The sequence below is a fragment of the Flavobacterium johnsoniae genome, assembly GCF_030388325.1.
GTDB lineage: Bacteria > Bacteroidota > Bacteroidia > Flavobacteriales > Flavobacteriaceae > Flavobacterium > Flavobacterium johnsoniae_C.
On record NZ_CP103794.1, the window covers coordinates 4,255,802 to 4,282,143 of the forward strand.

A 26,342-nucleotide genomic window follows, 5' to 3' on the forward strand; every position below is an offset into this window, starting at 1 on the left:
ATTATTTCTTGTATTATTTATAATGAGTTACCAATTCCTACCAAAACGATCGCCAGCATAATAAGCCCGATTCCCCAGAAAAAAGTTCTTAATGTTTTTTTAGAAACTCCCTTCCATTCTTTCAAATAAAATCCCCAAAAGTTTGCTGTTAAAATAATGGTTGCCATGTGCAAAATCCACGAACTAGCTCCATTTCCTAATTTGCTCTCTCCCATTCCGTAAAAGAAAAACTGTAGAAACCACATGGTTCCGGCAAGTGCAGAAAACAAAACATTTTTTGTTATCGGAGTAGATTTATCTGTATAATTTTTGATTGTTTTATTTTTAAAATTCAAATAAAGACACCAAATAAAGTTGGTAGTTAATCCTCCCCAAAGCAACACAACATAAGTTACATTGTTTTGAAATAACGGATTAGCTCCATTTATTACAGCTTGTTCTGCCATTGGTTTCCCTGCTTCAATTCCGTAATTAAAAAAGGAACTTAAAATTCCAGAGATTACAGCTACAATTAGACCTTTTACTAAATTGAAATCTTTGTCTTTATCTTCATGACCTGTCGCAAAATCTTTCTCTTTCAGCATACCAGCTTTTCCAGAAATGGCAATTCCTAAAAGATAGACCACAACTCCCAACAAAACAATCTGACCGCCCGTATTAGTAAGCATGTGAGAAAATGAAATTTTACCTTCTGTTGGAACAAAATCATAATATATTGAAGGAACTAAAGCTCCAAATGCAGAGCAGAATCCCAATGTAATTGAATTTCCTAGAGACATTCCCAGATAACGAACGCCTAAACCATAAGTTAAACCACCAACTCCCCAAATTAATCCCATCGAGTAAGTAAAGGTTTTTATTGATGGAGAAGCCGCTGCAATTATTTCACCAAAATGCGGAATCGTTAAGTAAGCTGCAACCGGAGGAACAATAAGCCAAGAGAAAAATCCTCCTACTAGCCAATAGCTTTCCCAAGCCCAATCTTTTACTTTTTTAAAAGGCATATAAAAACTACCTGAAGAAAATCCTCCGATAGAATGAAAAATGATTCCTAATAATGATTCCATTTTATAGTTTTTGGTTTAAGGTTAGTTTGATAGTAATTTGGTTTTGTAAAATAATAGAATGTAAAAAAGAAAACTGTCCTGTACTATCCTTTACGGATTTCGTATTTTTTGTTAAATCTAAAGATTATTAGAAATAAGGACTTACAATTATTGGGTAAATAAATTTAAAATGGCTATTTTAGCAATCGATTTCGTAATTATTAATTATGCATTCTGGTTAAAATTTAGAAATTATAAAAAAAAGATTACAAGCCTTATTAAATTCTCTTTTTTTCGAGTAAAATAGCAAAGCCACTAAAATTATTTTGCTTAAAGAGATTTTTTTAATAAAAGCTACAATTAAAAATGAGTTTCGCTGAAATACGAAACAAATTTCCTCAAATGAACATGATCAAACTTATTAAAATAGACGAAGATTCGAGAGTTCCTAAGTACAAACAAATTGTCGACTCTATTCTTCAGAACATCGCCAACGGGAATTTGAAAATCAATCAAAAAATTCCTTCTATAAATAGTTTTAGTGAAGAATTTTATATGTCTCGCGATACGGTCGAAAAGGCATATAATATTTTAAAGGAAAGAAAAATCATTTCTTCTATTAGAGGAAAAGGTTATTATATAACCAGAACAAAGTTAGAATCTAAAGTCAATATTTTGTTTTTAACGAATAAACTGAGCTCGTATAAAATGAAAACATACAGCTCTTTTATTGATACTTTAGGCGCAAATGCACATGTTGATCTTCAAATCTATCACTGCGACGAAACTTTGTTTTTGAATATTTTAGACAAATTTGAAGGTGCATATGATTATTACGTAATTACAACGCATTTTAAAACAGACGAATTAAAACATTTAAGCTTTACCGACGAAGTTGTAAATGCGATTAAAAATATTCCACAAGAAAAATTAGTTGTTTTAGACAATATTAAATTAGGAACTGGTGATGAAGTAATTAAAATTTATCAGGATTTTGAAAATGATATTTATAATGCTTTAAAAGAAGGTCTTTCTAAAATATCAAAATACAAACGTTTAATTTTAGTTTATCCAGATAAAGCGGTTTACCCATATCCGAGAAGAATTTTACACGGATTCAGAAAATTCTGCGTAGAACACGAAATTAACTTTGAAATTTTAAGTGAAGTTTATGATGATATGATTCTTAAAAAAGGTGATTTATTTATTACAATCGAAGAATCTGATCTGGTTAATTTAGTGAAACAGATTCGTGATGAAGAATATGTTTTAGGAAAAGAGATTGGCGTTATATCTTATAATGATACGCCGCTAAAAGAATTATTAGGTATTACAGTAATGTCTACCGATTTTAATATTATGGGAGAAACAGCTGCCAGAATGATCTTAAATAAAGAAAAAGGTCAGGTAAAAGTTCCTTTTAATTTTATTGATAGAAATTCTATTTAAAGATACAAAGTTACAGAGAAACAAAGTGACAAAGGTTTTTCTCTTTGCTGATAATTTTTTCTATAAAAAAACCTCGTCTAATGACGAGGTTTTTTGTGGTATTATTTTTTTGATTCTTCGATAGAAACTTTTCTGAACTCTTTTAAAAGTTTTTCAATTTCTAAAGTAGCTTTACGTGCTCTTGGACCTGCAGCTTTAATTCCTTTTTCAGTTAAAGATTCAGCTTCTGCTTTAAATGTTTCAATTTCGGCGTTGATTTTTACTAATAAATCTTTCATGCTTATATATTGTTAAATTAAGACACAAAAATAGAAGTTTGTGTGATAGTTACAACAAATTTGCTGTTAAATTTAATGCAGTTTTTCATTCATTTTCTTTACAATAAATTGATGATGCATTTTCGGAAATCCTTAATAACTACAAAAAACTAAAAATCAAATACTTATAAACAAACATACAAAAACAGCCACTCCTAACAATTCACTTATAAATTATTTTAATTATTAAAAAAAGACATTTTTTAATCCAATTTAGCTGTGTTTTTTTCTTAAAAACAATTCTAAAAAGGAGAAAAATCAGCAATTGAAAGCCTGTAAACACACTACATTTGATTTTAAAAACCAAATTATTTACTATTTCAGAACTCTTAAAATTGAACTACCTAATTTGAACATTAATTTTAGCTGATAGTTGTTTTGCTAAATTTGTTACATAATTGGCAAAGAAAAATGAGTCATTAAATCCCTTATCAGCACTCAATTCCCAAGCAGCAATTGCATAATAACTAATCTCTCTATTATTTTCTACTTTTAGTTTAGCTAAATAAGAATCTGTTAATTGTCCTGTTTTTGGAGCCTCGATATAACCTTGATAAATAGCTTTCGGAACCAAAATAGCAGTTCCTAAAATCCACTGTCTTTCATAAGTTAAATAATCATGCTGTATTAAACATATCCAATCTCCTGCTTCAATCACTTTCAGCGGATTTTTATTGTTTAAGTTAGAAAGAGCCACTAAAAAAGTTTCCTTTCCATTAATTCCATTTATAGAAACAGTGTTTTTATAACCATACATTCCAGGCCAAATAGAAGTCGTTTCCTGAACCTGATATAAATTATCAGAAGCTTTCCAGTTTTGATAATGATAACTCAAAACGGAATTTACTGGTCCTTCAACTTCAATTTTAAAAGTAGTTTTTTCAACATTATTTATAGTGTCGTTCCCTAAAATTCCAAGTCTGCTAATTTTATTATCAATCAACAATGCATAACCGCCTAGACCAACAGAACTTCCGACAGGAAAAATATCTCTTCCCCAGTCGTGCATTACATGATAATTATCTTCTACAGCACCTTTTTCATTTATGCCAACATTTTCTGGAGTTATTCCAGGTATTTTTTTGCCGAAAACATCTTTTGAATTCCTTCCATCTAAATAATGTCTAAAACCAACTTTGTCATTTTCCCAAGTTGGTCCGTCTGTCTGGTACTTTTGATATCCTAATTTTTTCAAGACTTGGTTTGCCATTAAAATCTCTTGCTTATCTGGATGAACAGGTAGATTTTCTGCTTCTCTTTTTCCAAATCTTGCACTAGTCTTTACAACAAACTTCGGGTCAGTTTCTGACCATTTTAAAGTGATATTTTTTTCTTCATTTGGAAAAAAATCAGCTGTGAAAAATAATTCATCCCACTTTCCATCACCATTAAGATCGTTTGTCTGGGCTGGAATTGTATCGGTTTTAAAAAGTAAAATTGGAAAATCACCCTTATTATGAGAAAGCTTTTCTCTTTTTATAGAAATTGCTTTTTGTGATAAAACTAGTGAAGTACTGTTTTTTAAAACAATTGTATTCTGAGATATACTTTGAGAAACTTTGCAACTGCTTATTAATGCAAAAACAATTGGCAGATAAAATAATGCTCTTTTTTTCATTCTTTCTAATCTTTACTTTTTTTTAGCAATTTAAGAGTTTTAATTGTTAAATCAACACTTAAAACACACATAAACAAAGTAGATAAATATTAAAAAATAAAAGCAGGATAACGAACAACTATTATCCTGCATTTTAAAACACATTATTACTCAAAATATGTGAACGAAAAAAATAAAAAAAATAAATTACGTTACATTAGAAAATAAATCGCTTTGTAATATTCATTGAATTTTGTCGGTGAAATATTAGATTGTAAAACTGATTTTTTCTCATTTTTATAATCTAATTTCTTTTTTAAAAATAGTTTTACCTCTTTAAAAATTTCGCGACTAGTTTTTGACTCATCAAATAAGATCAAATTATTAATTGTTTCTAAAAAAGATAAAGTTCTATAAAATTGTTTGTCAAATAAACAAACCAGAGTATTCATTCTTTTATCATCCTGCAAAAATCTAAGCAATTCTTCTTTATTATATACTACATAAATAGTACGATCATAATTATTTGCTAGTTCTTCGCTTTGTTCATTAAAAGACTTTTCTAAAAATTCAAATTCATCTTTTAATTTCCTTTTAAACATTCTTAAAAAGACTCCTCTATTGTCACGCACTAAAACTCGTTCTCTTTGCATTTTTTTTAAATCGGTTGCAACTTTCTCAGCTATCTCGAATATTAACTATTAAAATATATTACAAAATTAAGATCTCGTATGTCGCGCTTTAGCCTCTATAAGTTTTAATAAGACCAGTATAAGACAGTTTCTACTTTATTCATAATTCAATATTTAGACTAATCAACACTTTATTAATTTTTTATAAAAGACTTTTTTAATCAAAAAAAAGCTGCTGTCTGTATTTCTACATCAGCAGCTTTTTCAACTCTAAAAATTATTTACTAAAACTAATTATAAATTCCGAACGTCTATTTAGTTCATGTTCTTTCTCAGAACATATAACACCATTAGAACAATGATTTAATAATTGAGTTTCGCCAAATCCTTCTCCTGTAAGTCTTTCCTGTTCAATTCCAGATTTAACTATATAATCAACTGTAGCTTTAGCTCTGTTTTGAGAAAGCTTCATATTAAATTCATCCCTACCTCTACTATCTGTATACGAATTAACTTTTATAGAAATATTTGGACGATCTTTCATTAAAGCAACTACTTTGTCTAATTCTTTTTTCGAAGATTGTCTGATGTTATAGCCATTTAAGTCAAAATAAATTGGATTTAGTTTTAATTTATCTGTTAAATTATCACCCTCCATAATTTTAATTTTTTCACCATCAACAACAACTTCCATTTCTCTAGTTATTTCAAAACTAATTTCTTTTTTCTCTAGAGGTTTCAATGCATCTACATTTACTGTTTTTTCAGCATAAGTAGCTTTTTTATAAACAGCTTTGTCATTTTGATAAGGTTCTAAATACATTTTGTAATTACCATCATTATCAGTCGTTGTTGTTCCTATGCTTTCATTATTTGGATTAAACAATTGAACATTGAAATTTGGCACTGGCTTTCCATTTTCAGTAATAGTTCCGTAAATTATTGATCTTGTATCAAAATCAAATGTTACAGGTTTGTTTTCTGTAAAACTGTAAATATCATCATTTCCATTTCTGTTAGATGAAAAGTAGCCTTTTTTAGTTTCAGGATCAAAAGTATATGCAAAATCATCTGAAGATGTATTTACACCTTCACCAACATTTACAACATGGTATTTTCCATCCTTGTCTTTCATCGCAGCAAAAACATCAAGTCCCCCTAAACCAGGATGACCGTCTGATGCAAAGTATAAAACACCTCTACTATCTACATAAGGATAAGTCTCGCGACCAGGAGTATTAATTTCATCACTTAATTTCGTAACATCATTACTTACCAAACTTCCTTTTTTCAAACTTACCACATACAAATCAGAGTTTCCAAAAGTATTATTACGGTCAGATGCAAAGTAAAGCTGTGATTCGTCTGCACTTAATGCCGGATGTGCTGAAGAGAAACCATCACTATTTATAGGATAAGGCAATTCTTTAACATTTTTCCATTCTCCTTTTACATTTTCAGCAACATAAATTTTTAGATAACTAGTTCCGTTTTTATCGGCTTCTAATTTTCCATCTTTAAAATTATTTCTGGTAAAATACATGTATTTACCATCTTTAGTTACTGCAGCACTACTTTGGTGGTATTTTGTATTTACATCACCTTTTACAGGTGAAGAATCTTGCAATCCACCATCAGTAGAAATTTTTGCTTCATAGATTTTCATGAATGATTTTTCATTCCAGCTATGTTTTCTTTTAATAAATATTCCAGTATCTTTAGCCGAAGCGTAAATCACTTTATCTTTACCATAAAATGCAGTACCATAATCTGAAGAAGGAGTATTAATACTAACTTCTTTAAAGTTATAGCGTCCTGACTGTGTTTGTATATCAGCCATTAACTTTCGCTCTTTCCAATTATCGCTTAAATCTTTCTTACCAGTTACTGAATAATATTTCTTGATAACAACACTAGCTTGGTCGTATTTCTTAACATTATTTAGAGCTTGAGCATATCTGAAATAGAATTCCGAATCTACAGACTGCCCAGAATTAAAAACTTTTGAATATGCTTCTGCCGCTTCTGGATACTGCCCATTAAAATAATAGCTGTTACCTAACTTAGTTAAAACTTCTAATGAAGTATTTCCTTTATCAACAAGTTTCTGGTATAATTTACCTGCTTCAATAAAAGCAAACTTATTATACACCTCATTTGCTTTTTCAACTTTTTTATCCTGAGCATTTACACCTCCTATTTGTAATAAACAAACAGCAAGTAAAACAAACGCTTTTTTTATCTTTTTAGATATCATTTTTTTATCCTAGTTTATGGTTATTAAAAGAATCTTGGAGTAACCAGCCTATATTTGGTTGAAGAAAATAAATCAAAACGAAGGAAAATCTCATGAGATCCTGAATTGTAATTTCCAATTTTCTGAGTATCATAATCATAAGCATAACCAATATTCATACCTTGAGTAACTTGAAATCCAGCCATTGCACTTACTGCGGCATCCCATCTGTAAGCTGCTCCTAAAGTTAGTTTCTCACTGAATAAAAAGTTTGCAGATAAATCAACAGCCAAAGGAGCACCGCTAACCATTTTTACCATTGCAGCTGGCTTGAATTTAAGATTATCATTTAGATCAAACACATAACCTCCCATTGCATAAAAATGCATTCTTTGAGAAGCAACTGATGTTTTTACATCATCATAAAATTTTGTTTCCAAAATCATTGGAACTGACAAACCTGCATACCATTTTTCAGAGTGAAAATAGGCTCCTGCACCAAAATTTGGAGACGTTTTAGATAGGTTTCCAGAAAGATATGGATCTTCAGGATTTAAAACATTTAACTTATTATAGTCAATCTGCATAAAGTTTCCTGATCCACTAATACCCAAAGACAAGAATGTATCTGCTGAAAGCTGAATTGGATAAGCATAACTTACAGTCAAAGTAGTTTCTTGTGACGGTCCAATTCTATCACTTACTACAGATAATCCTAAACCTTGTCCGTTTTCAGTAATTGGTGCTTCGATAGAAAAATTTGCTGTTTTTGGAGCTCCGTCCAGACCAACCCATTGTGTTCTGTATAAACCAAATATACTTGGTAATCCTCTTGTTCCAGTATATCCAGGATTTATCGTCATAGTATTATACACATATTGTGTATACTGTGACTGCTGCTGTGCGGAGGTTTCCAAAATTCCTACGAACAACAAGATTAATAAATATGAAATCTTTTTCATTAGTTCTAATTCCTTTTAATTATTGATTATTGATGTACAAATAACCTGTTTTCTGTTTCTTCTCTTTACCAGTATTGTAATTCAGAATATAGAAATACGTTCCTGTTGGAAGTTTATCGCCTCTCTTAATTGTAGCACGTCCATCAGAATACCCTCTAAACATGTTGTTGCTTTCATTATAAGACTTAGTTTCATAAACTTTTACTCCCCATCTATTGTAAATCTCTACTTCATTATCTGGAAATTGGTCAATTCCTCTAATAACAAAGCTGTCATTTAAACCGTCATCATTTGGCGAAATTGCGTTATAAACAATAAGATCATCGTAAATCACGTTTTTCTCAACCAAAGCCATTGTAAAAAGACCATAACCTGTTACTGTTGTTGTTAATAGTTTTTCATATGGCTTACCTGCCAAAGGAGCACTCACTGCGCCTTTTTCATTTATCCATTTATTTGAAGTTGGATCCCAACGTGTAATCACAACCTCATATTTTTTATCATCTACATTAAAAAACTCTGAAGGCGTTGTACGGCTGTCCATTGATAAACTTAAAATAATTTTATCTGCACCTTGATCCTGCGTTACCTCCCAGTATTCCTGATTGTTTATCTTAATGATTTTTTCGTCTTTGCTGTCATGAGAGTGCAGATTATTGGAGTTTTTATTGAAGTATTGCGTAGTATAAATACCACCATTATCTCCCCCTTCTGCATGGTAAGAAGGTCTAAAATATTTTCCTGCACCAACTGGGAATTCAAATGCCGCAATACCGTCTTTTTCTATCTGACCATCAACAAAGCTCAGATCACTTGTAAGTGTATGTGTTGCATTTTCTCTAAAAATTACTTTTCCTCCGTAATCACCAGCAAGAACAACTCCTTTATCAAATTCCGAGTTACCTCCTACGGCTATCTTACCTGATAAATGAAAAGGAACTAAAGAAGATAAATTCTTAAAAATTGCATTTTTTAAATTTGAAACCTGACTTCCTTCTATAAATTGATCTTCTGTACCATTGAAATAGGTCGATCCATTTTGATTATCAGTGTATGAAACTACACCTTCATTTTTCCAGTTTTGAAAAATGTATAAATTACCATCATTAATGAAATTTCCTGATGGTGCATTTTCATAATCCATATAAACGCTCATGATTGTATTTGGATCAATTTTTACCTGACCAGTATTTACCATTTGTGCACTTATATTTTGACAAGCAAAAAAACTTGCCGCCAAACCAATTAAACAAACTCCAGACTTACCTGCTTTCCAAACAGAAACTGAGTTTTTTTCTATATTATCCAAGTAATTATTATTCATTTCTTGTTTTAATTTAATTCGGTATTTTTTAAATTTTAATTTCTACGCAAAATTAGTTCAGGCGCAAAACGTGCTTGCCCCGAAAAAGTTTTTGTTATATTAGAATAGGGTTTTTCTTTTGTGAGATATTATATTTATTTCACTAAAAAAATGAGATAATCTTATCAGATTTTATATTGAGTTAAAAAAATCTTCTTTTGTTATGATTTTTAAAAAGCCTCGATCATAGATTTACAATCAAGGCTTTTCATTTTTTTATAAACTGCTGAAGAAAACATTCGTTACCTCATGACTAATTCTGCAGTTTTTATTTTTTTACTGCTTGTAAAAGCAATTGAACTTGTGCTTTCAATTCTGCAATATCAGCTTTTTGGCTTTCAATCATTTGCTGTTGTTCTTGTACCGCTTTTACTAATGGTACTACAAATTCTGAGTAACGTAAACTGTAAAAATCATTTTCAGTTTGTGGTTTCACAATACCATTAAAAGAATATCCGATAGAATTAGCTGCAGTTTCTACTTCCTGAGCAATAAATCCTGATTGTAAATCTGTAGTTCCTGTTTTCATTTTATAGGTTACTGGACGTAATTTATTGATAAAGTTTAAACCATAACTACTTGTTACAATATCCTTTTTTAACCTTACATCTGATCCTATTGACCAGTTCACTACACCTCCAATTTCTGTTATACTAGAGTTACCTATTTGAACAGTATTAGAACCTCTGCCAATTGCATTACTACCTATCACTATCTCATTAATTCCATTATCTGCTAATGGTCTTGTATTAGCTCCTAGCAATACCGAATTATTCATTGCAGTTACATTAAAATTAAAATTTGGTGGGTTAGGACCATAATTAACTCCGCTTTTATATCCCATTATTGTATTAAAATCACCAGTTTTCACATAAGTTAATGCTTGATATCCATTTGCAGTATTATAACTTCCTGTAATATTATTTAATGCAGCATTTCCAATCCCGATATTCTCTTTAGAAGTCTTTGTTATACTAAGTGCATTTGGACCGATAGCAATATTATCATTACCCGTTGTAAGAGAATAAAGTGTTTGCATTCCCAATCCTGTATTGTAGACAGCGCTTTTATTATTGTATAATGAACCAGAACCAACACCTACATTATAGTAACCATCTACATTAGAATATAAAGAATTATTCCCTACAGCAACATTCCAATTCCCGTTAACATTCTTATACATTGATGAAACACCTATCGCAGTATTTGCACCACCATCAACAGTAGCATTTAAGGCTAAATCCCCAAATGCAGCGTTGCTATTACCTGAAGTAAGATATTGTAAAGCAGCCCTACCCATCGCTGTGTTACCCCCGCCAGTAACTTTCGTTCGATTCATTGAAGCATATCCAAATCCAGTATTATTTACTCCTAATAAACCACTTGCAAAATTATTAATTTTAAAAACCACATCTTTATTATCAGAAGTTCCAATAAAATCTGTTACAGGATTTGTACCACTATTTCCCTTTATACTCCAGCTGTAATTTGGTATTGAGCGCAAAACATTACTTGCATCTATTGTCAATAATTGATCTGTATTTAAACCCGTTTGCAATCCCGCAATTTTTAAGGTGTTAACAGACGTTGTTGTCAAAGTTGTTGAATGAATTAATTCACCTCCAAATTGTACATTTCCGTTATCAGATATTAAACCATTATCAGCAGTATTAATTGAATTTGGATTAACTTTTACTTTTTTTCCGTTAGGAGTAACTAAAGTTTCTGTTTGAGCTATCATAAATCCTCCCTGAAGCAACAATAGCATGCATATTATCTTTTTCATTCTTAAATTATTTTTAAAAATTTTATTTTTCTTGGATCACAAATAAATTATGAAGGCTGTTTACTTCCAAAATAGCCTACAGCCTTTCATACTTTAAAATATTATTTCAAATAATCGAACATTACATTATCGTTGTCTGCTTGGTCTAAACCTAAAATCATATTATTATTATTTGCAGGTGTATAGGTAACGGTAGTTCCATTTAAAGAGAACGCATTTTTGTTAATACGTACCCCATTTATGTACATCTTTACTTCAGATAATGAAGATGGTGTATCTGTTAAATTAAAACTTGTTTGTCCATTTGTTGGAGCAAATTCTTTTATTACTTGTTTAGGAACAATTGCATTTACAATATATGCATCATTAGCTATACCTGTACCTGTTATAGTTACATTTGTACCTGCACTTATATTTAATGCTGCTCCAACTAAATCAACTAAATCGACAACTGTTGGTGCACCACTTTCTCCATTATACGTTAAAGTCTTATTATCTTTATCGTATACCAAGGTCGTCACCGTTTCGTTTCCTCTTACGATCGTTTCCATATTCACAACATGCGTGTCTCCCGCTGCGTCCGTGTAGATGAACTCATTGTTTGTTGTGTTGTACGTAACGTTTCCTTCCACGTTTCCTGCAATCTGCGTGATGAACTGTTTTACATCTGTGCTTTCAAAAATCGTCGAAGCGTTATGGATCACATCCCCGACAACATCAATTGTTGTAACCGTATTGTCCTCGCTTGTGTAAACATACTGCCCGTTGTTTGATGCGTCTTTATCCAGAGTCGTTACCGTTTCGTTTCCTCTTACGATCGTTTCCATATTCACAACATGCGTGTCGCCCGCTGCGTCCGTGTAGATGAACTCATTGTTTGTTGTGTTGTACGTAACGTTTCCTGCAACGTTTCCTGCAATCTCGGTGATGAACTGCTTCACTTCAGTGTTTTCGAAAATCGTCGAAGCGTTATGGATCACATCCCCGACAACATCAATTGTTGTAACCGTATTGTCCTCGCTTGTGTAAACATACTGCCCGTTGTTTGATGCGTCTTTATCCAGAGTCGTTACCGTTTCGTTTCCTCTTACGATCGTTTCCATATTCACAACATGCGTGTCGCCCGCTGCATCCGTGTAGATGAACTCATTGTTTGTTGTGTTGTACGTAACGTTTCCTGCAACGTTTCCTGCAATCTCGGTGATGAACTGCTTCACTTCAGTGTTTTCGAAAATCGTCGAAGCGTTATGGATCACATCCCCGACAACATCAATTGTTGTAACCGTATTGTCCTCGCTTGTGTAAACATACTGCCCGTTGTTTGATGCGTCTTTATCCAGAGTCGTTACCGTTTCGTTTCCTCTTACGATCGTTTCCATATTCACAACATGCGTGTCGCCCGCTGCGTCCGTGTAGATGAACTCATTGTTTGTTGTGTTGTACGTAACGTTTCCTGCAACGTTTCCTGCAATCTCGGTGATGAACTGCTTCACTTCAGTGTTTTCGAAAATCGTCGAAGCGTTATGGATCACATCCCCGACAACATCAATTGTTGTAACCGTATTGTCCTCGCTTGTGTAAACATACTGCCCGTTGTTTGATGCGTCTTTATCAAGAGTCGTTACCGTTTCGTTTCCTCTTACGATCGTTTCCATATTCACAACATGCGTGTCGCCCGCTGCGTCCGTGTAGATGAACTCATTGTTTGTTGTGTTGTACGTAACGTTTCCTTCCACGTTTCCTGCAATCTGCGTGATGAACTGTTTTACATCTGTGCTTTCGAAAATCGTCGAAGCGTTATGGATCACATCCCCGACAACATCAATTGTTGTAACCGTATTGTCCTCGCTTGTGTAAACATACTGCCCGTTGTTTGATGCGTCTTTATCCAGAGTCGTTACCGTTTCGTTTCCTCTTACGATCGTTTCCATATTCACAACATGCGTGTCTCCCGCTGCGTCCGTGTAGATGAACTCATTGTTTGTTGTGTTGTACGTAACGTTTCCTGCAACGTTTCCTGCAATCTGCGTGATGAACTGCTTCACTTCAGTGTTTTCGAAAATCGTCGAAGCGTTATGGATCACATCCCCGACAACATCAATTGTTGTAACCGTATTGTCCTCGCTTGTGTAAACATACTGCCCGTTGTTTGATGCGTCTTTATCCAGAGTCGTTACCGTTTCGTTTCCTCTTACGATCGTTTCCATATTCACAACATGCGTGTCGCCCGCTGCATCCGTGTAGATGAACTCATTGTTTGTTGTGTTGTACGTAACGTTTCCTGCAACGTTTCCTGCAATCTCGGTGATGAACTGCTTCACTTCAGTGTTTTCGAAAATCGTCGAAGCGTTATGGATCACATCCCCGACAACATCAATTGTTGTAACCGTATTGTCCTCGCTTGTGTAAACATACTGCCCGTTGTTTGATGCGTCTTTATCCAGAGTCGTTACCGTTTCGTTTCCTCTTACGATCGTTTCCATATTCACAACATGCGTGTCGCCCGCTGCATCCGTGTAGATGAACTCATTGTTTGTTGTGTTGTACGTAACGTTTCCTGCAACGTTTCCTGCAATCTGCGTGATGAACTGTTTTACATCTGTGCTTTCGAAAATCGTCGAAGCGTTATGGATCACATCCCCGACAACATCAATTGTTGTAACCGTATTGTCCTCGCTTGTGTAAACATACTGCCCGTTGTTTGATGCGTCTTTATCCAGAGTCGTTACCGTTTCGTTTCCTCTTACGATCGTTTCCATATTCACAACATGCGTATCGCCCGCTGCATCCGTGTAGATGAACTCATTGTTTGTTGTGTTGTACGTAACGTTTCCTTCCACGTTTCCTGCAATCTGCGTGATGAACTGTTTTACATCTGTGCTTTCGAAAATCGTCGAAGCGTTATGGATCACATCCCCGACAACATCAATTGTTGTAACCGTATTGTCCTCGCTTGTGTAAACATACTGCCCGTTGTTTGATGCGTCTTTATCCAGAGTCGTTACCGTTTCGTTTCCTCTTACGATCGTTTCCATATTCACAACATGCGTGTCGCCCGCTGCGTCCGTGTAGATGAACTCATTGTTTGTTGTGTTGTACGTAACGTTTCCTGCAACGTTTCCTGCAATCTCGGTGATGAACTGCTTCACTTCAGTGTTTTCGAAAATCGTCGAAGCGTTATGGATCACATCCCCGACAACATCAATTGTTGTAACCGTATTGTCCTCGCTTGTGTAAACATACTGCCCGTTGTTTGATGCGTCTTTATCCAGAGTCGTTACCGTTTCGTTTCCTCTTACGATCGTTTCCATATTCACAACATGCGTGTCTCCCGCTGCGTCCGTGTAGATGAACTCATTGTTTGTTGTGTTGTACGTAACGTTTCCTGCAACGTTTCCTGCAATCTCGGTGATGAACTGCTTCACTTCAGTGTTTTCGAAAATCGTCGAAGCGTTATGGATCACATCCCCGACAACATCAATTGTTGTAACCGTATTGTCCTCGCTTGTGTAAACATACTGCCCGTTGTTTGATGCGTCTTTATCCAGAGTCGTTACCGTTTCGTTTCCTCTTACGATCGTTTCCATATTCACAACATGCGTGTCGCCCGCTGCGTCCGTGTAGATGAACTCATTGTTTGTTGTGTTGTACGTAACGTTTCCTGCAACGTTTCCTGCAATCTCGGTGATGAACTGCTTCACTTCAGTGTTTTCGAAAATCGTCGAAGCGTTATGGATCACATCCCCGACAACATCAATTGTTGTAACCGTATTGTCCTCGCTTGTGTAAACATACTGCCCGTTGTTTGATGCGTCTTTATCCAGAGTCGTTACCGTTTCGTTTCCTCTTACGATCGTTTCCATATTCACAACATGCGTGTCGCCCGCTGCGTCCGTGTAGATGAACTCATTGTTTGTTGTGTTGTACGTAACGTTTCCTTCCACGTTTCCTGCAATCTGCGTGATGAACTGTTTTACATCTGTGCTTTCGAAAATCGTCGAAGCGTTATGGATCACATCCCCGACAACATCAATTGTTGTAACCGTATTGTCTTCGCTTGTGTAAACATACTTCCCGTTATTAGAAGGATCTTTATCTAAAGTAGTTATAACTTCATTTGCTTTTATGATATCAATAATATTAATAGTCTCAGTCTTTCCCGATGCATCAATATAGCTGAACTGATTAATCGTTGGATTAAAAATAACATTTCCATTACCAGCAGAAGCTTCTCCAGAAACAACAATTCTATTCCATTTATTATCATACCAGTAATAGTACCCTGGCTTAATATCTAATCCATTGTTTGTATTAAAAACCAGTAAACTTTCTACTACACCAGGAACCGTTCTATCATCTGTTGAACTTTTTAAAGAAATTCTAGGAATCAAAATACCTTTGTCTGTTGCAAAAACTTCTAACTGAGCAGATGGAGTAACTTCTTGTTTCCCTATTGCTACCTGTGAGTAAGCCGAATATCCACCTAAGACAAAAAGTAAAGGAAGTAATCTATTCTTCATAAGATTTAATCTATTAATGAGTTATTAAATTATTATTGATTTTGCATCTTCATTAAGATTCAAATCATCAATATTTTTAGTTTAATTCTGATCAACAAAGATTCTATGATTATAGTTTTTTTCTTACCACTAGAAGTTCTAATTGTTACATTTTAAGACATTTTTTTACCTGTATTTATACATAAAATATATTAAAACAATAAAAACTATATTTAATTACAAACTTTTCATGATTGTTTTTCACTTCATTTTTCACATTTTCAAAAACAAAAAAATCCGATTATAAATAATCGGATTTTTAGTTTATTCAAAGAAAAATTATTTCTTGTCTATTAATTTTTGTACTAGTGATTTCAACTCTTCAATCTCAGACTGCTGTTCTTTTATTGCATTAATTAATACGGGAACCATTTCAGCATAATTTACACCTAATGTTTTAGCTTCATCGTCTCCTACATTTACAGCTTCAGGCAATATAGTTTGTACTTGCTGTGCAGAAACTCCAATCTTTAATTTACTATCTGAATTATCTTTCCAGTTATAAGTAATTGGTTCTATTTTCACAACTTCAGCCAATCCATATTTTAAAGGTTTAATATTTTTCTTCAAACGAATATCAGAAGTTTGAATTGTACCATTTGTAGCATATACAGCTGCCCATTTTTTCGTGCTTATTCCTAAATTTTGATTCGTTCCATCAGGATATAAATTACCCGTTTCATCAAGTGTCATATATGATGATAACCCTGATGTTCCAAATTGAAGTCTACTCAACAGCGAAGTACCATCACCAACATACCTACTTCCAATACGACTATTTATTTTACCACCTACTCCTGCAGTTGTTCCTGTAAATTGAATCTCACCCATATAATCATTGTTAGCCATATTAGCAGATCCTGATTTATTATATTCCAATTCTAAACGATTATAAGTTCCATTAGATTGAAAAGAAACTGTGTTTTCTGCTACAGCAGAACTTGCCGCCTGAACTGTTAATTTAGATGGAATTACATTTGCTCCTATACCTGTGCCTACTCCAAAATATCCATTTTCATCAATAACTGCTCGTGTAACATTTGATGTCCAGAATTGAATATCACTTAAATTACTTGAACCACTATCAGTTCCTTTATAAGTTGCAATGATATTTGAACTTTTTAAGAACGAAGCGCCAGTAGGACTATAGCCAAAAGTTAACTGTCCCATTCTTGCACCTTTAGCAATTACACCTGGCACGGCAGGCCTTAAGTACATTTGAAGTGCAGAGTTATCTCCTATGCCTTCTAATATTACATCATTACCAATACCATTTGCACTTTTAAGATGTATTCCTGCATCTGGAGCAGTAGTTCCTAAACCTAACCTTCCAGCTGTTGTCAATCTCATATTTTCAACATTGTTTGTAATAAATGGAAGATCAAAAGAATTCTTCGTACCAATTGTCTTTAACGAAGGAACTGTATTACCATCTAATAACCAAGGTAAATCATCCGACCATCTTACTACACCTGGCTCATCTGTAATTAACATCGAAGGTTTGCTTACAGCTGGTACGATATTAATTTGTGTGTCAGTTAGAACAGCACCTTTTGAATTTTTAATTTCCAAAACATTAGGAGATGTAGTAGTAGTAAGATCTTTTGAGTTTATCCCAATTGTTAGATCACTATCAACAACCTTACCCGAGCCAGAAATTGTAATTGGACTTGTTCCTTTTAAATCTGCTTTTGTAACTGTTGCGTCTGAACCAGGTTCTCCAGGTTCTCCCTTATCTCCAGGCTTTCCTTTTAAAGCTGCAAGCTGCTCATCTGTGAAATCTGAATATTTGAAATCTTTTCCGTCTGTTCCGGGTGCTCCAGGCGCTCCGTCATTGCCAGGATTCCCTTTCAATCCCGCCAACTGGTCTGGAGTGAAATCTGAATACTTGAAATCTTTTCCGTCTGTTCCGGGTGCTCCAGGCGCTCCGTCATTGCCAGGATTTCCTTTCAGTCCCGCCAACTGGTCTGGAGTGAAATCTGAATACTTGAAATCTTTCCCGTCTGTTCCGGGTGCTCCAGGCGCTCCGTCATTGCCAGGATTCCCTTTCAGTCCCGCCAACTGGTCTGGAGTGAAATCTGAATACTTGAAATCTTTTCCGTCTGTTCCGGGTGCTCCAGGCGCTCCGTCATTGCCAGGATTCCCTTTCAGTCCCGCCAACTGGTCTGGAGTGAAATCTGAATACTTGAAATCTTTTCCGTCTGTTCCGGGTGCTCCAGGCGCTCCGTCATTGCCAGGATTCCCTTTCAGTCCCGCCAACTGGTCTGGAGTGAAATCTGAATACTTGAAATCTTTTCCGTCTGTTCCAGGTGCTCCAGGCGCTCCGTCATTGCCAGGATTCCCTTTCAGTCCCGCCAACTGGTCTGGAGTGAAATCTGAATACTTGAAATCTTTCCCGTCTGTTCCAGGTGCTCCAGGCGCTCCGTCATTGCCAGGATTTCCTTTCAATCCCGCCAACTGGTCTGGAGTGAAATCTGAATACTTGAAATCTTTCCCGTCTGTTCCGGGTGCTCCAGGCGCTCCGTCATTGCCAGGATTTCCTTTTAGTCCAGCCAACTGGTCTGGAGTGAAATCTGAATACTTGAAATCTTTTCCATCTCTTCCAGGTGCTCCAGGCGCTCCGTCATTGCCAGGATTTCCTTTCAGTCCCGCCAACTGGTCTGGAGTGAAATCTGAATACTTGAAATCTTTCCCGTCCAATCCATCTTTTCCTCTTACCTTGCCCGCATCAGATGTAAAGCCGTCATTATAGGTAATGATAAGTTTTCCGTCTGAATCAATCGTTGTACCCGTAATGCTTCTTCCGTCCAATCCATCTTTTCCGTCTTTTCCTTTTACCTTGCCCGCATCAGATGTAGAACCGTCATTATAGGTAATGATAAGATGTCCGTTTGCATCAACTGCTGTACCTGTGATGCTTTTTCCGTCTAACCCTTTTTCTCCATTATCCCCTCTGTCTCCTTTATCTCCTTTATCTCCTTTATCTCCTTTATCTCCTTTATCTCCTTTATCTCCTTTTACTTTTCCAGCATCTATGATTGTTCCATCAGAAAAAGTAATAATAAGATTTCCAGCAGGATTAATTATTGTATTTGAAATAGTTTTTCCTCCTTTACCAATTTCATCTGAAATCGCAATTCTACACCATCTGTCGATATACCAATAGTAATAACCTGGCTTCACATCTGCAATTGTTTCTGTGTTAAAAACCAAAAGGCTATTTACATTTTTTCCATCTTTAATAGTAGTACGATCAGTAGTGCTTGTTAATGGTATTTGAGGAATCAAAAGACCTTTGTCTGTTGCATAAACCTCTAACTGTGCAGAAGGGTTTGCTTCTTGCTTTCCTATTACAACTTGTGAATAAGCAGAATAACCACCTAACACAAATAATAAAGGAAGTAATTTATTTTTCATAACATTTAAATTATCAATTTGTTTTTTCCTTGTTTCAAAAAAGAGCACTAGTTTTCTTCTGTATTAGACAGAAAAACTAAATATTTAGTATTCAATAAAATACAAAAGTGTTAATGCTTATTTGAGGGTACAAAGTTCTTTCGAAATTGAAATTGAAAATGCCAGTAAAAGTTTTTAAACTTACATTATAAGGTATTTTTTTTAGATATACTGAAGACTAACAACTTAGCTAATTGAACAAAAAAAGGTGAGAAATGTATCTTTCTCACCTTTTTTAAAATTGTCAAAATATTAAACCAAAAATATTTAAGAATTTTCCAAAAACATTAAATAATAAACTCGGTATCTACAGCTGCAAATTTCTTATTACGACAATTATATAATTACCCTTATAAATTTTTAAAATAATAGTATAAGACTTTTTAGTTAATTATTAAATTCAGATAAGTTACTGGCTATCTACATAGAGATACCCAGCTTTTTCGATTTTTCTTCCATTGCTATCATATTCTAAAGTATAGAAATAAGTTCCGGTAGGAAGTTTATTTCCTCTGGCAACAGTAGCGCGTCCGTCTGAAAATCCCTGAAACGGATTCGTAACATTATCGTAACCATTTTTTTCGTAGATTATCACTCCATATCTATTGTAGATTCGTACAACATTATCAGGATAACAGTCAATTCCTTTAATAAAGAAGCTATCATTTAATCCGTCACCATTTGCTGATACTGCATTGTAAATTTCTTCTACGCACGATACATTTATTGTCTGGGTAAACGAAGTCTGGTTTCCGCAAAGATCTATTGCCGTCCAAGTCCTGATTAACGAATATCGGCTGCTGCAATCTCCATCCACCCTATCTTCGGTATATTGAACCGAAACAGTACTACAGTTATCTACAGCAGTAAAGGTTTGTGCTGGAGGAATTGTACCGCAGTCTGCCATTATAACTGGCTGGGGAAGTGCTTCTACGAAAGCAGGCGCTGTTGTATCTCGAACTAAAATTGTCTGGGTGCAGACAGCACTGTTTAAAACCGTATTTTCTCCCGCATCACGTACACCATTTTTATTTACATCATCATACTCTGTTATTGTATAAGTTCTGGTAACATTTGCATTGCAGCCTGTATCTGCGCTATTTGCAGCTGTTATTTCAACCACTCCGCATCTAGTATCTGCGATACGTCCGTCACCATTACCTAAAGCTTCAAACTGAGCCTCAGTCAAACTTGTAGCCGATGGAAGCTCATCATAACACTGTACTGAAGTCGGCTGAAAAGTAGGACAGATCACGCTGAAACTGCAGCAGTTTGGAGAGACTCCCGCTACGGTTACTGTATTACATTTTCCTGCATCTTGAAGAGCTACATTATAATTAGTGCCTGAACTAATTAATCCTGATGTCCAAGTATTTCCAGACCAGGTTCCTGGTGCTCCAGTACCAGTTGCTGTATAAGGTGCCTGACCGCTTACAGATAAAGTAATATTATATCCCGGCTGTGTTGCGGAGCAAGATGGCGATTCAGTTCCTATTAGAGCAATTTGACTAATAATTACGTTCTGATTAGCAGTAACACTGTTTCCATTTCCATCATTAAAAGTCCATACTACAACAGTTGTTCCTTGTGCTGTAATTGGGAAAGCTGTTGTTGTAGTTCCCGTAACGATTCCTGCACAATTATCTGTTGTCGTTGGAGCAATAGGTGTTACATTGCATTGTCCAGTTATATCGGCTAACACTGGTACTGCAGGTGGTGTTGTATCATTAATAACAATATTCTGATTTGCTGTTGAAATATTCCCGTTACCATCATCAAAACTCCATGTCACGACAGTTGTTCCCTGTGCTGTGATTGGGAAAACTGCTGTCGTTGTTCCTGTAATGGTTCCTGCGCAGTTATCCGTCGCTGTTGGAACTGTCAGAGAAGCAACTGAACATTCTGCTGTTACATCTGCCAATGTTGGAGCTAAAGGCGGCGTCACATCATCAATTATCACGTTCTGGTTCGCTGTTGAAATATTCCCGTTGCCGTCATCAAATGTCCATGTCACGACAGTTGTTCCCTGCACGGTAATAGGAAAAGCTGTTGTCGTTGTTCCAGTAATGATTCCTGCGCAGTTATCTGTCGCTGTTGGAGATGTCAGAGAAGCTACAGAACATTCTGCTGTTACATCTGCCAATGTTGGAGCTAAAGGCGGCGTCACATCATCAATTATCACGTTCTGGTTCGCTGTTGAAATATTTCCATTTCCGTCATCAAATGTCCATACAACTACTGTTGTTCCCTGTGCTGTGATAGGAAAAGCTGTTGCGGTTGTTCCAGTAATGATTCCCGCACAGTTATCTGTTGCTGTTGGAGCTGTCAGAGAAGCTACAGAACATTCTGCTGTAATATCTGCCAATGTTGGAGCTAAAGGCGCCGTCGCATCATCAATTATCACGTTCTGGTTCGCTGTTGAAATATTACCATTGCCGTCATCAAATGTCCATACAACTACTGTTGTTCCCTGTGCTGTGATAGGAAAAGCTGTTGCGGTTGTTCCAGTAATGATTCCCGCACAGTTATCTGTTGCTGTTGGAGCTGTCAGAGAAGCTACAGAACATTCTGCTGTTACATCTGCTAATGTTGGAGCTAAAGGTGGCGTCACATCATCAATTATCACATTTTGATTTGCAGTTGAAATATTACCATTGCCGTCATCAAATGTCCATACAACTACTGTTGTTCCTTGAGCTGTGATTGGGAAAACTGCTGTTGTAGTTCCCGTAATGATTCCTGCACAATTATCTGTTGTGGTTGGAGCAATTGGTGTTACAGAACATTCACCCGTAACATCAGCCAATACTGGTACAGTTGGTGGCGTTATATCTTGTATAATAACATTCTGATTCGCTGTTGAAATATTCCCATTGCCGTCATCAAATGTCCATACAACTACTATTGTTCCTTGAGTTGTGATTGGGAAAACTGTTGTTGTAGTTCCCGTAATGATTCCCGCACAATTATCTGTTGTGGTTGGAGCAATTGGAGTTGCAGAACATTCTCCCGAAACATCAGCCAATATTGGTACTGTAGGCGGCGTTATATCTTGTATAATAACATTCTGGTTCGCTGTTGAAATATTCCCATTACCGTCATCAAATGTCCATACAACTACTGTTGTTCCTTGAGTTGTGATTGGGAAAACTGATGTTGTAGTTCCCGTAATAATTCCCGCACAATTATCTGTTGCGGTTGGAGCAATTGGTGTTGAAGAACATTCTCCCGTAACATCAGCCAATATTGGTACTGTAGGCGGCGTTACATCTTGTATAATAACATTCTGGTTCGCTGTTGAAATATTTCCATTGCCGTCATCAAATGTCCATACAACTACTGTTGTTCCCTGAGCTACGATTGGAAAAACTGTTGTCGTTGTTCCTGTAATAGTTCCTGCGCAGTTATCCGTCGCTGTCGGAACTGTCAGAGAAGCAACTGAACATTCTGCTGTAACATCAGCTAACACTGGTACTGCAGGAGCTGTAATATCATTAATTATTACGTTTTGAATTACTGTTTGAGTATATCCGTTTCCATAATCAAAAGTCCACGTTACAGCGGTTGTTCCCTGTGCGGTGATTGGAAAAGCCGTTGGTGTAGTCGCCGTAATAGTTCCTGCACAAAAATCTGCAAGTGTCGGTGCTGCAGGTGTTGCAGAACATTCTGCCGTTACATCTGCAAGAGGCGACGGAAGCGTTGTCGGGTTTATGGTAATTGTTGTTGTCGTACTGTTTGAACAGGTTCCGTTACTGAATTCATAGGTTACAGTATAAGTTCCAGGAGTCGAAGCTCCCAGATCAATATCACCTGTGAGTTCCTCTATGCTTAATCCAGGATCTGAACTGTACTTTCCGCTGGTAATTCCTGTTTCCACAGATGATGCAGTTCCTCTGTTGCAATAAGGTCCGTTTGGATAGCTTACCGAAGCTGTCGGAAGCGCATTAATCGTGATATCTGCCGTAACGGTGTTTGAACAGCTTCCGTCGCTGAAAGCATAAGTAATGGTATGCAGACCTAAGCTGGAAGCTGCAAGATTAATTTCTCCTGTATTGGCATCAATTACAAGATTAGCATCTGAACTGTAAGTTCCGCCTGCCGTGCCGAGCTCTTCGGGAACTGCTGTTCCGCTCTGGCAGTAGGGCGTGCTCAAATAAGCGATTGCAGCCTGAGGAAGTTCATTTACAATCACTTCAACCGGCGCAATGCTGAAACAGCCATTGGCATCTGTTCCTTTTATATAATAGGTGTCACGCACATCAACTGCCGTTGGGTCTGCAACGGGAATCGTCGCCTGTGGGTCTGAATAATAAGCGTATGCAAGTCCAGAAGCGCTTCCCAACGTAACGGCAGGATCGGTAAGATTGACTGTGTTTGGAGTACAGACAGCCGCAGGAGCAGTAGTCACCAAAACTGGGCGTGAATTGACATTGATTGTCAGGTTTGAAACCACGCTGCTGTTGCAGGGCGCTCCCAAAGTTATTGTACAGGTGTAATTATTGGCGCCGACCGTAAGATCCGAATAATTGACCAGCGGGTCTTTCTCATTCTGATTGGATGCATTTATTCCGGGACCTGCCCATAAATAGGAAAGCGCGCCAAAGATATCCACGTCAAGCTGGACGGTTCCCGAAGTCATATCGCAGATTACCGCTAGAGTGTTCTGCCCGTCTGCTGTGGCATCGGGAGCTGCTGCAACACCGATCTGAACCGATTGGGTAATAACATTCTGACAGCCGTCTTTTATCCTGAAAAAATAAGTGTTGTCAGTAAGACCGCTGAAAGTATTGCCGCTTTGGTAAGCCCCAAAGGTTGCCCCGCCGTCGGTGCTTAATGCGTATTCCAGTACATTGTTTGGAGCTGGCGAATTGGTCGTTGCTGTAATCGTTAAAACTCCGTTTGTCGCACCAGAGGCGCACACATAACCGCCCGTGTTGGTTTTGTCTACTATAATGGCATTGTTCGCGTCATAGGTAACAGTCTGGGTTAGAACATCTGTCGTTCCTCCTTTTATTCTTAAACCAAAAACATATGTTCCGTAACTTAAGCCGTTAAAGGGAAGCGAGGCTGTTGCACTTGCCATATCTCTTTTCTCTCCGACACTCGATGGTCCTGAAATAATACGCACTTCATAAGCTGTTGGATCATCAAAACTGCCGTTCATCACATAATTGAATCCCCCACAAATTGGTGTTGTGGAATAACCTGAAAGACTGGCAACATATCCTGTAACGGTAACATTTAATGGAGCTGAACCACATGGACTTGTAATCTGTAAAGTATAATTACCTTTTGGCCAGTATCCTCCAGGATCAGTTGGATTTACTGATGGCAAATTTACACTTGATGATACATTAGTAATTTTAGTACCAATTGGCACTGCTGTCGGATTGCTAGTTGCAATTACTTCAACTGTAGCTGCTTGACCTGAAATAGTTGTAAAACTTACTGCTAGACGTCCATAACCTAATACATTAACATTAGGCTGTAGACCATTTGCAACCTGACCTATAATATAAGTTGAATTTAAAGGAAATGCTACAACATTACTATTCCATAAATCTGAAGTGTAACCTGCAGCGTCTACATAAGTAACATTATATCTAGCCCCAGGAGTAAAACCGCTAATAATATCGTTATTTCCAGTTGGAACTACTGCTGAAACCACATCAGCCGGATTAGTTTGATTGATAAAAGTCATAGTCATTGGAAAACAAGATAATCCAGAATTACGAATCGTTCTAAGATAAGCAGAACCTCCACAATTAATTGTAGCTAGACTAGAATAAGTTTTATTATAATTATTTAGAAGAGGAAAAGCTTTTTCATTCCCACAATTATCAACTAATACAATAGCTGAAGGTACGCTAGCTCCTTCTTCTGCTAAGATTGCATCTCTCGTAGCAACAGCTGGCGCAAGTGTAGCTCTAATAGATAATGGATAGCCAGAACCATCTATAACATTCCCTAAACCATAAAGTTTGTTTTGAAATCTTAATTTCCATGTAAAATTAGCAGCATCACTAGCTGAAACTACAATATTATTTGAAGTATAAACAAATCCTATTTCAATATTACTATAAATTGCTCCATCACAATTTGTAGAAGGATTTCTATAAAAATAAGCAGGACCGCCTAATTTAATATCATTAATGCTCACTGTCGGATTATTAACAGAAGTTGCGCCAGTTATTGTCTGTCCACAAGAATCTGTAACGCTGACAATATAACTATTTGCAGGAAGTGTGTTAAAAGTAAATGTATTGGCTGAAATTGATCCGCTGCTCTGCAAAATCGTTCCTGGCGCAGTCTGCGTAGCAATTGTATACGTAAAAGGCGCTTTTCCGTTAGTAACCGTTGAAGTCAAAACTGCGGTACCACCAACACAATTGGCAACTTTGGTTGGAGTTGTTACTGCCATTGCTGTGTAACCGTCTGTAACAGTAATATTAGAACTAGAATAAACAGTTCCGCCCGCTGTAGCCCTCGCGTTTACTACATATGTTCCAGAACTTAGTCCTGTAAAAACGGGATCATTTGTAAATTGTGTATTGTCCCCAGGAACTGGAGAAATGACTGCACCCGATCTCAAAAGCTGATACTGTGGTGTTGCTCCTAATCCTGTACTGCTAGAGGTTACAATACCGCTGTTTTGGCAGCCTGTATTACTGGCTGAAACAGAAACGGTTTGCGAAATCACCTTATTACTAATGAAAGTCAGGAATAGCAACGTTAAAATTAGAGTAATTTTTGTTCTCATATTTGTTTTTGTTTTATCCAACAATTGTTAAGGTGAAACAATAATCAACCTTCTGAAGATTAACTTTCAATAACAATTGTTTTTTTTAATTTTCTAAAAATAATACGATGTGGTTCTCATATTTTTCGGGCGCAAAAGTATAATATGAATACTTTTTAAGTTTCCCCTAAAAGTTTAAA

12 protein-coding genes are annotated in these 26,342 nt (G+C 36.0%); 1 reads left to right on the plus strand and 11 read right to left on the minus strand.

Translation table 11 applies throughout. From position 1 onward, the window contains the following. Positions 1 to 17 precede the first annotated feature (17 nt). Complete coding sequence (gene rhaT / locus NYQ10_RS18195; protein WP_289877643.1) at positions 18 to 1,067, minus strand: L-rhamnose/proton symporter RhaT; 1,050 nt, start codon at positions 1,065 to 1,067, stop codon at positions 18 to 20. A 387-nt stretch (positions 1,068 to 1,454) separates the two neighbouring features. Between rhaT and NYQ10_RS18200 the strand changes: the two genes are divergently transcribed. Beyond that, a complete protein-coding gene (locus NYQ10_RS18200; protein WP_289881048.1) occupies positions 1,455 to 2,495 on the plus strand; it encodes a GntR family transcriptional regulator in 1,041 nt (346 codons plus the stop codon). Between the two features lie 101 nt (positions 2,496 to 2,596). Here the strand turns inward: NYQ10_RS18200 and NYQ10_RS18205 are convergent, their stop codons facing one another. The 10 genes from NYQ10_RS18205 to NYQ10_RS18250 form a co-directional block, all read right to left on the minus strand. Next, on the minus strand, positions 2,597 to 2,773 hold the full coding sequence (locus tag NYQ10_RS18205; protein ID WP_012026201.1) for a histone H1: 177 nt from the start codon (positions 2,771 to 2,773) through the stop codon (positions 2,597 to 2,599). A 379-nt stretch (positions 2,774 to 3,152) separates the two neighbouring features. Continuing rightward, positions 3,153 to 4,430 (minus strand): DUF4861 domain-containing protein, encoded by a 1,278-nt coding sequence (locus NYQ10_RS18210; RefSeq protein ID WP_289877644.1) that lies wholly within the window; start codon positions 4,428 to 4,430, stop codon positions 3,153 to 3,155. Positions 4,431 to 4,621: 191 nt separating this feature from the next. Continuing rightward, entirely contained in the window at positions 4,622 to 5,062 is a 441-nt protein-coding gene (locus tag NYQ10_RS18215; RefSeq protein ID WP_289877645.1) for a hypothetical protein, read from the minus strand. 256 nt (positions 5,063 to 5,318) lie between these two features. Next, positions 5,319 to 7,298: an OmpA family protein gene (locus tag NYQ10_RS18220; protein WP_289877646.1), complete on the minus strand. Its 1,980-nt coding sequence runs from the start codon at positions 7,296 to 7,298 to the stop codon at positions 5,319 to 5,321. A gap of 23 nt (positions 7,299 to 7,321) precedes the next feature. Next, positions 7,322 to 8,239, minus strand: coding sequence for a PorP/SprF family type IX secretion system membrane protein (locus NYQ10_RS18225; RefSeq protein ID WP_289877647.1), 918 nt, complete (start codon positions 8,237 to 8,239; stop codon positions 7,322 to 7,324). A 19-nt stretch (positions 8,240 to 8,258) separates the two neighbouring features. Then, entirely contained in the window at positions 8,259 to 9,563 is a 1,305-nt protein-coding gene (locus NYQ10_RS18230) for a gliding motility-associated C-terminal domain-containing protein (protein WP_289877648.1), read from the minus strand. A gap of 307 nt (positions 9,564 to 9,870) precedes the next feature. Continuing rightward, entirely contained in the window at positions 9,871 to 11,388 is a 1,518-nt protein-coding gene (locus NYQ10_RS18235; RefSeq protein WP_289877649.1) for a tail fiber domain-containing protein, read from the minus strand. Between the two features lie 101 nt (positions 11,389 to 11,489). Further along, the gene (locus tag NYQ10_RS18240; RefSeq protein ID WP_289877650.1) at positions 11,490 to 15,908 is read right to left on the minus strand and encodes a beta strand repeat-containing protein; all 4,419 of its coding nucleotides are present in this window, start codon (positions 15,906 to 15,908) and stop codon (positions 11,490 to 11,492) included. Positions 15,909 to 16,226: 318 nt separating this feature from the next. After that, positions 16,227 to 19,364 (minus strand): tail fiber domain-containing protein, encoded by a 3,138-nt coding sequence (locus NYQ10_RS18245; protein WP_289877651.1) that lies wholly within the window; start codon positions 19,362 to 19,364, stop codon positions 16,227 to 16,229. Between the two features lie 448 nt (positions 19,365 to 19,812). Next, complete coding sequence (locus tag NYQ10_RS18250) at positions 19,813 to 26,163, minus strand: gliding motility-associated C-terminal domain-containing protein (RefSeq protein WP_289877652.1); 6,351 nt, start codon at positions 26,161 to 26,163, stop codon at positions 19,813 to 19,815. Between the last annotated feature and the right edge of the window lie 179 nt (positions 26,164 to 26,342).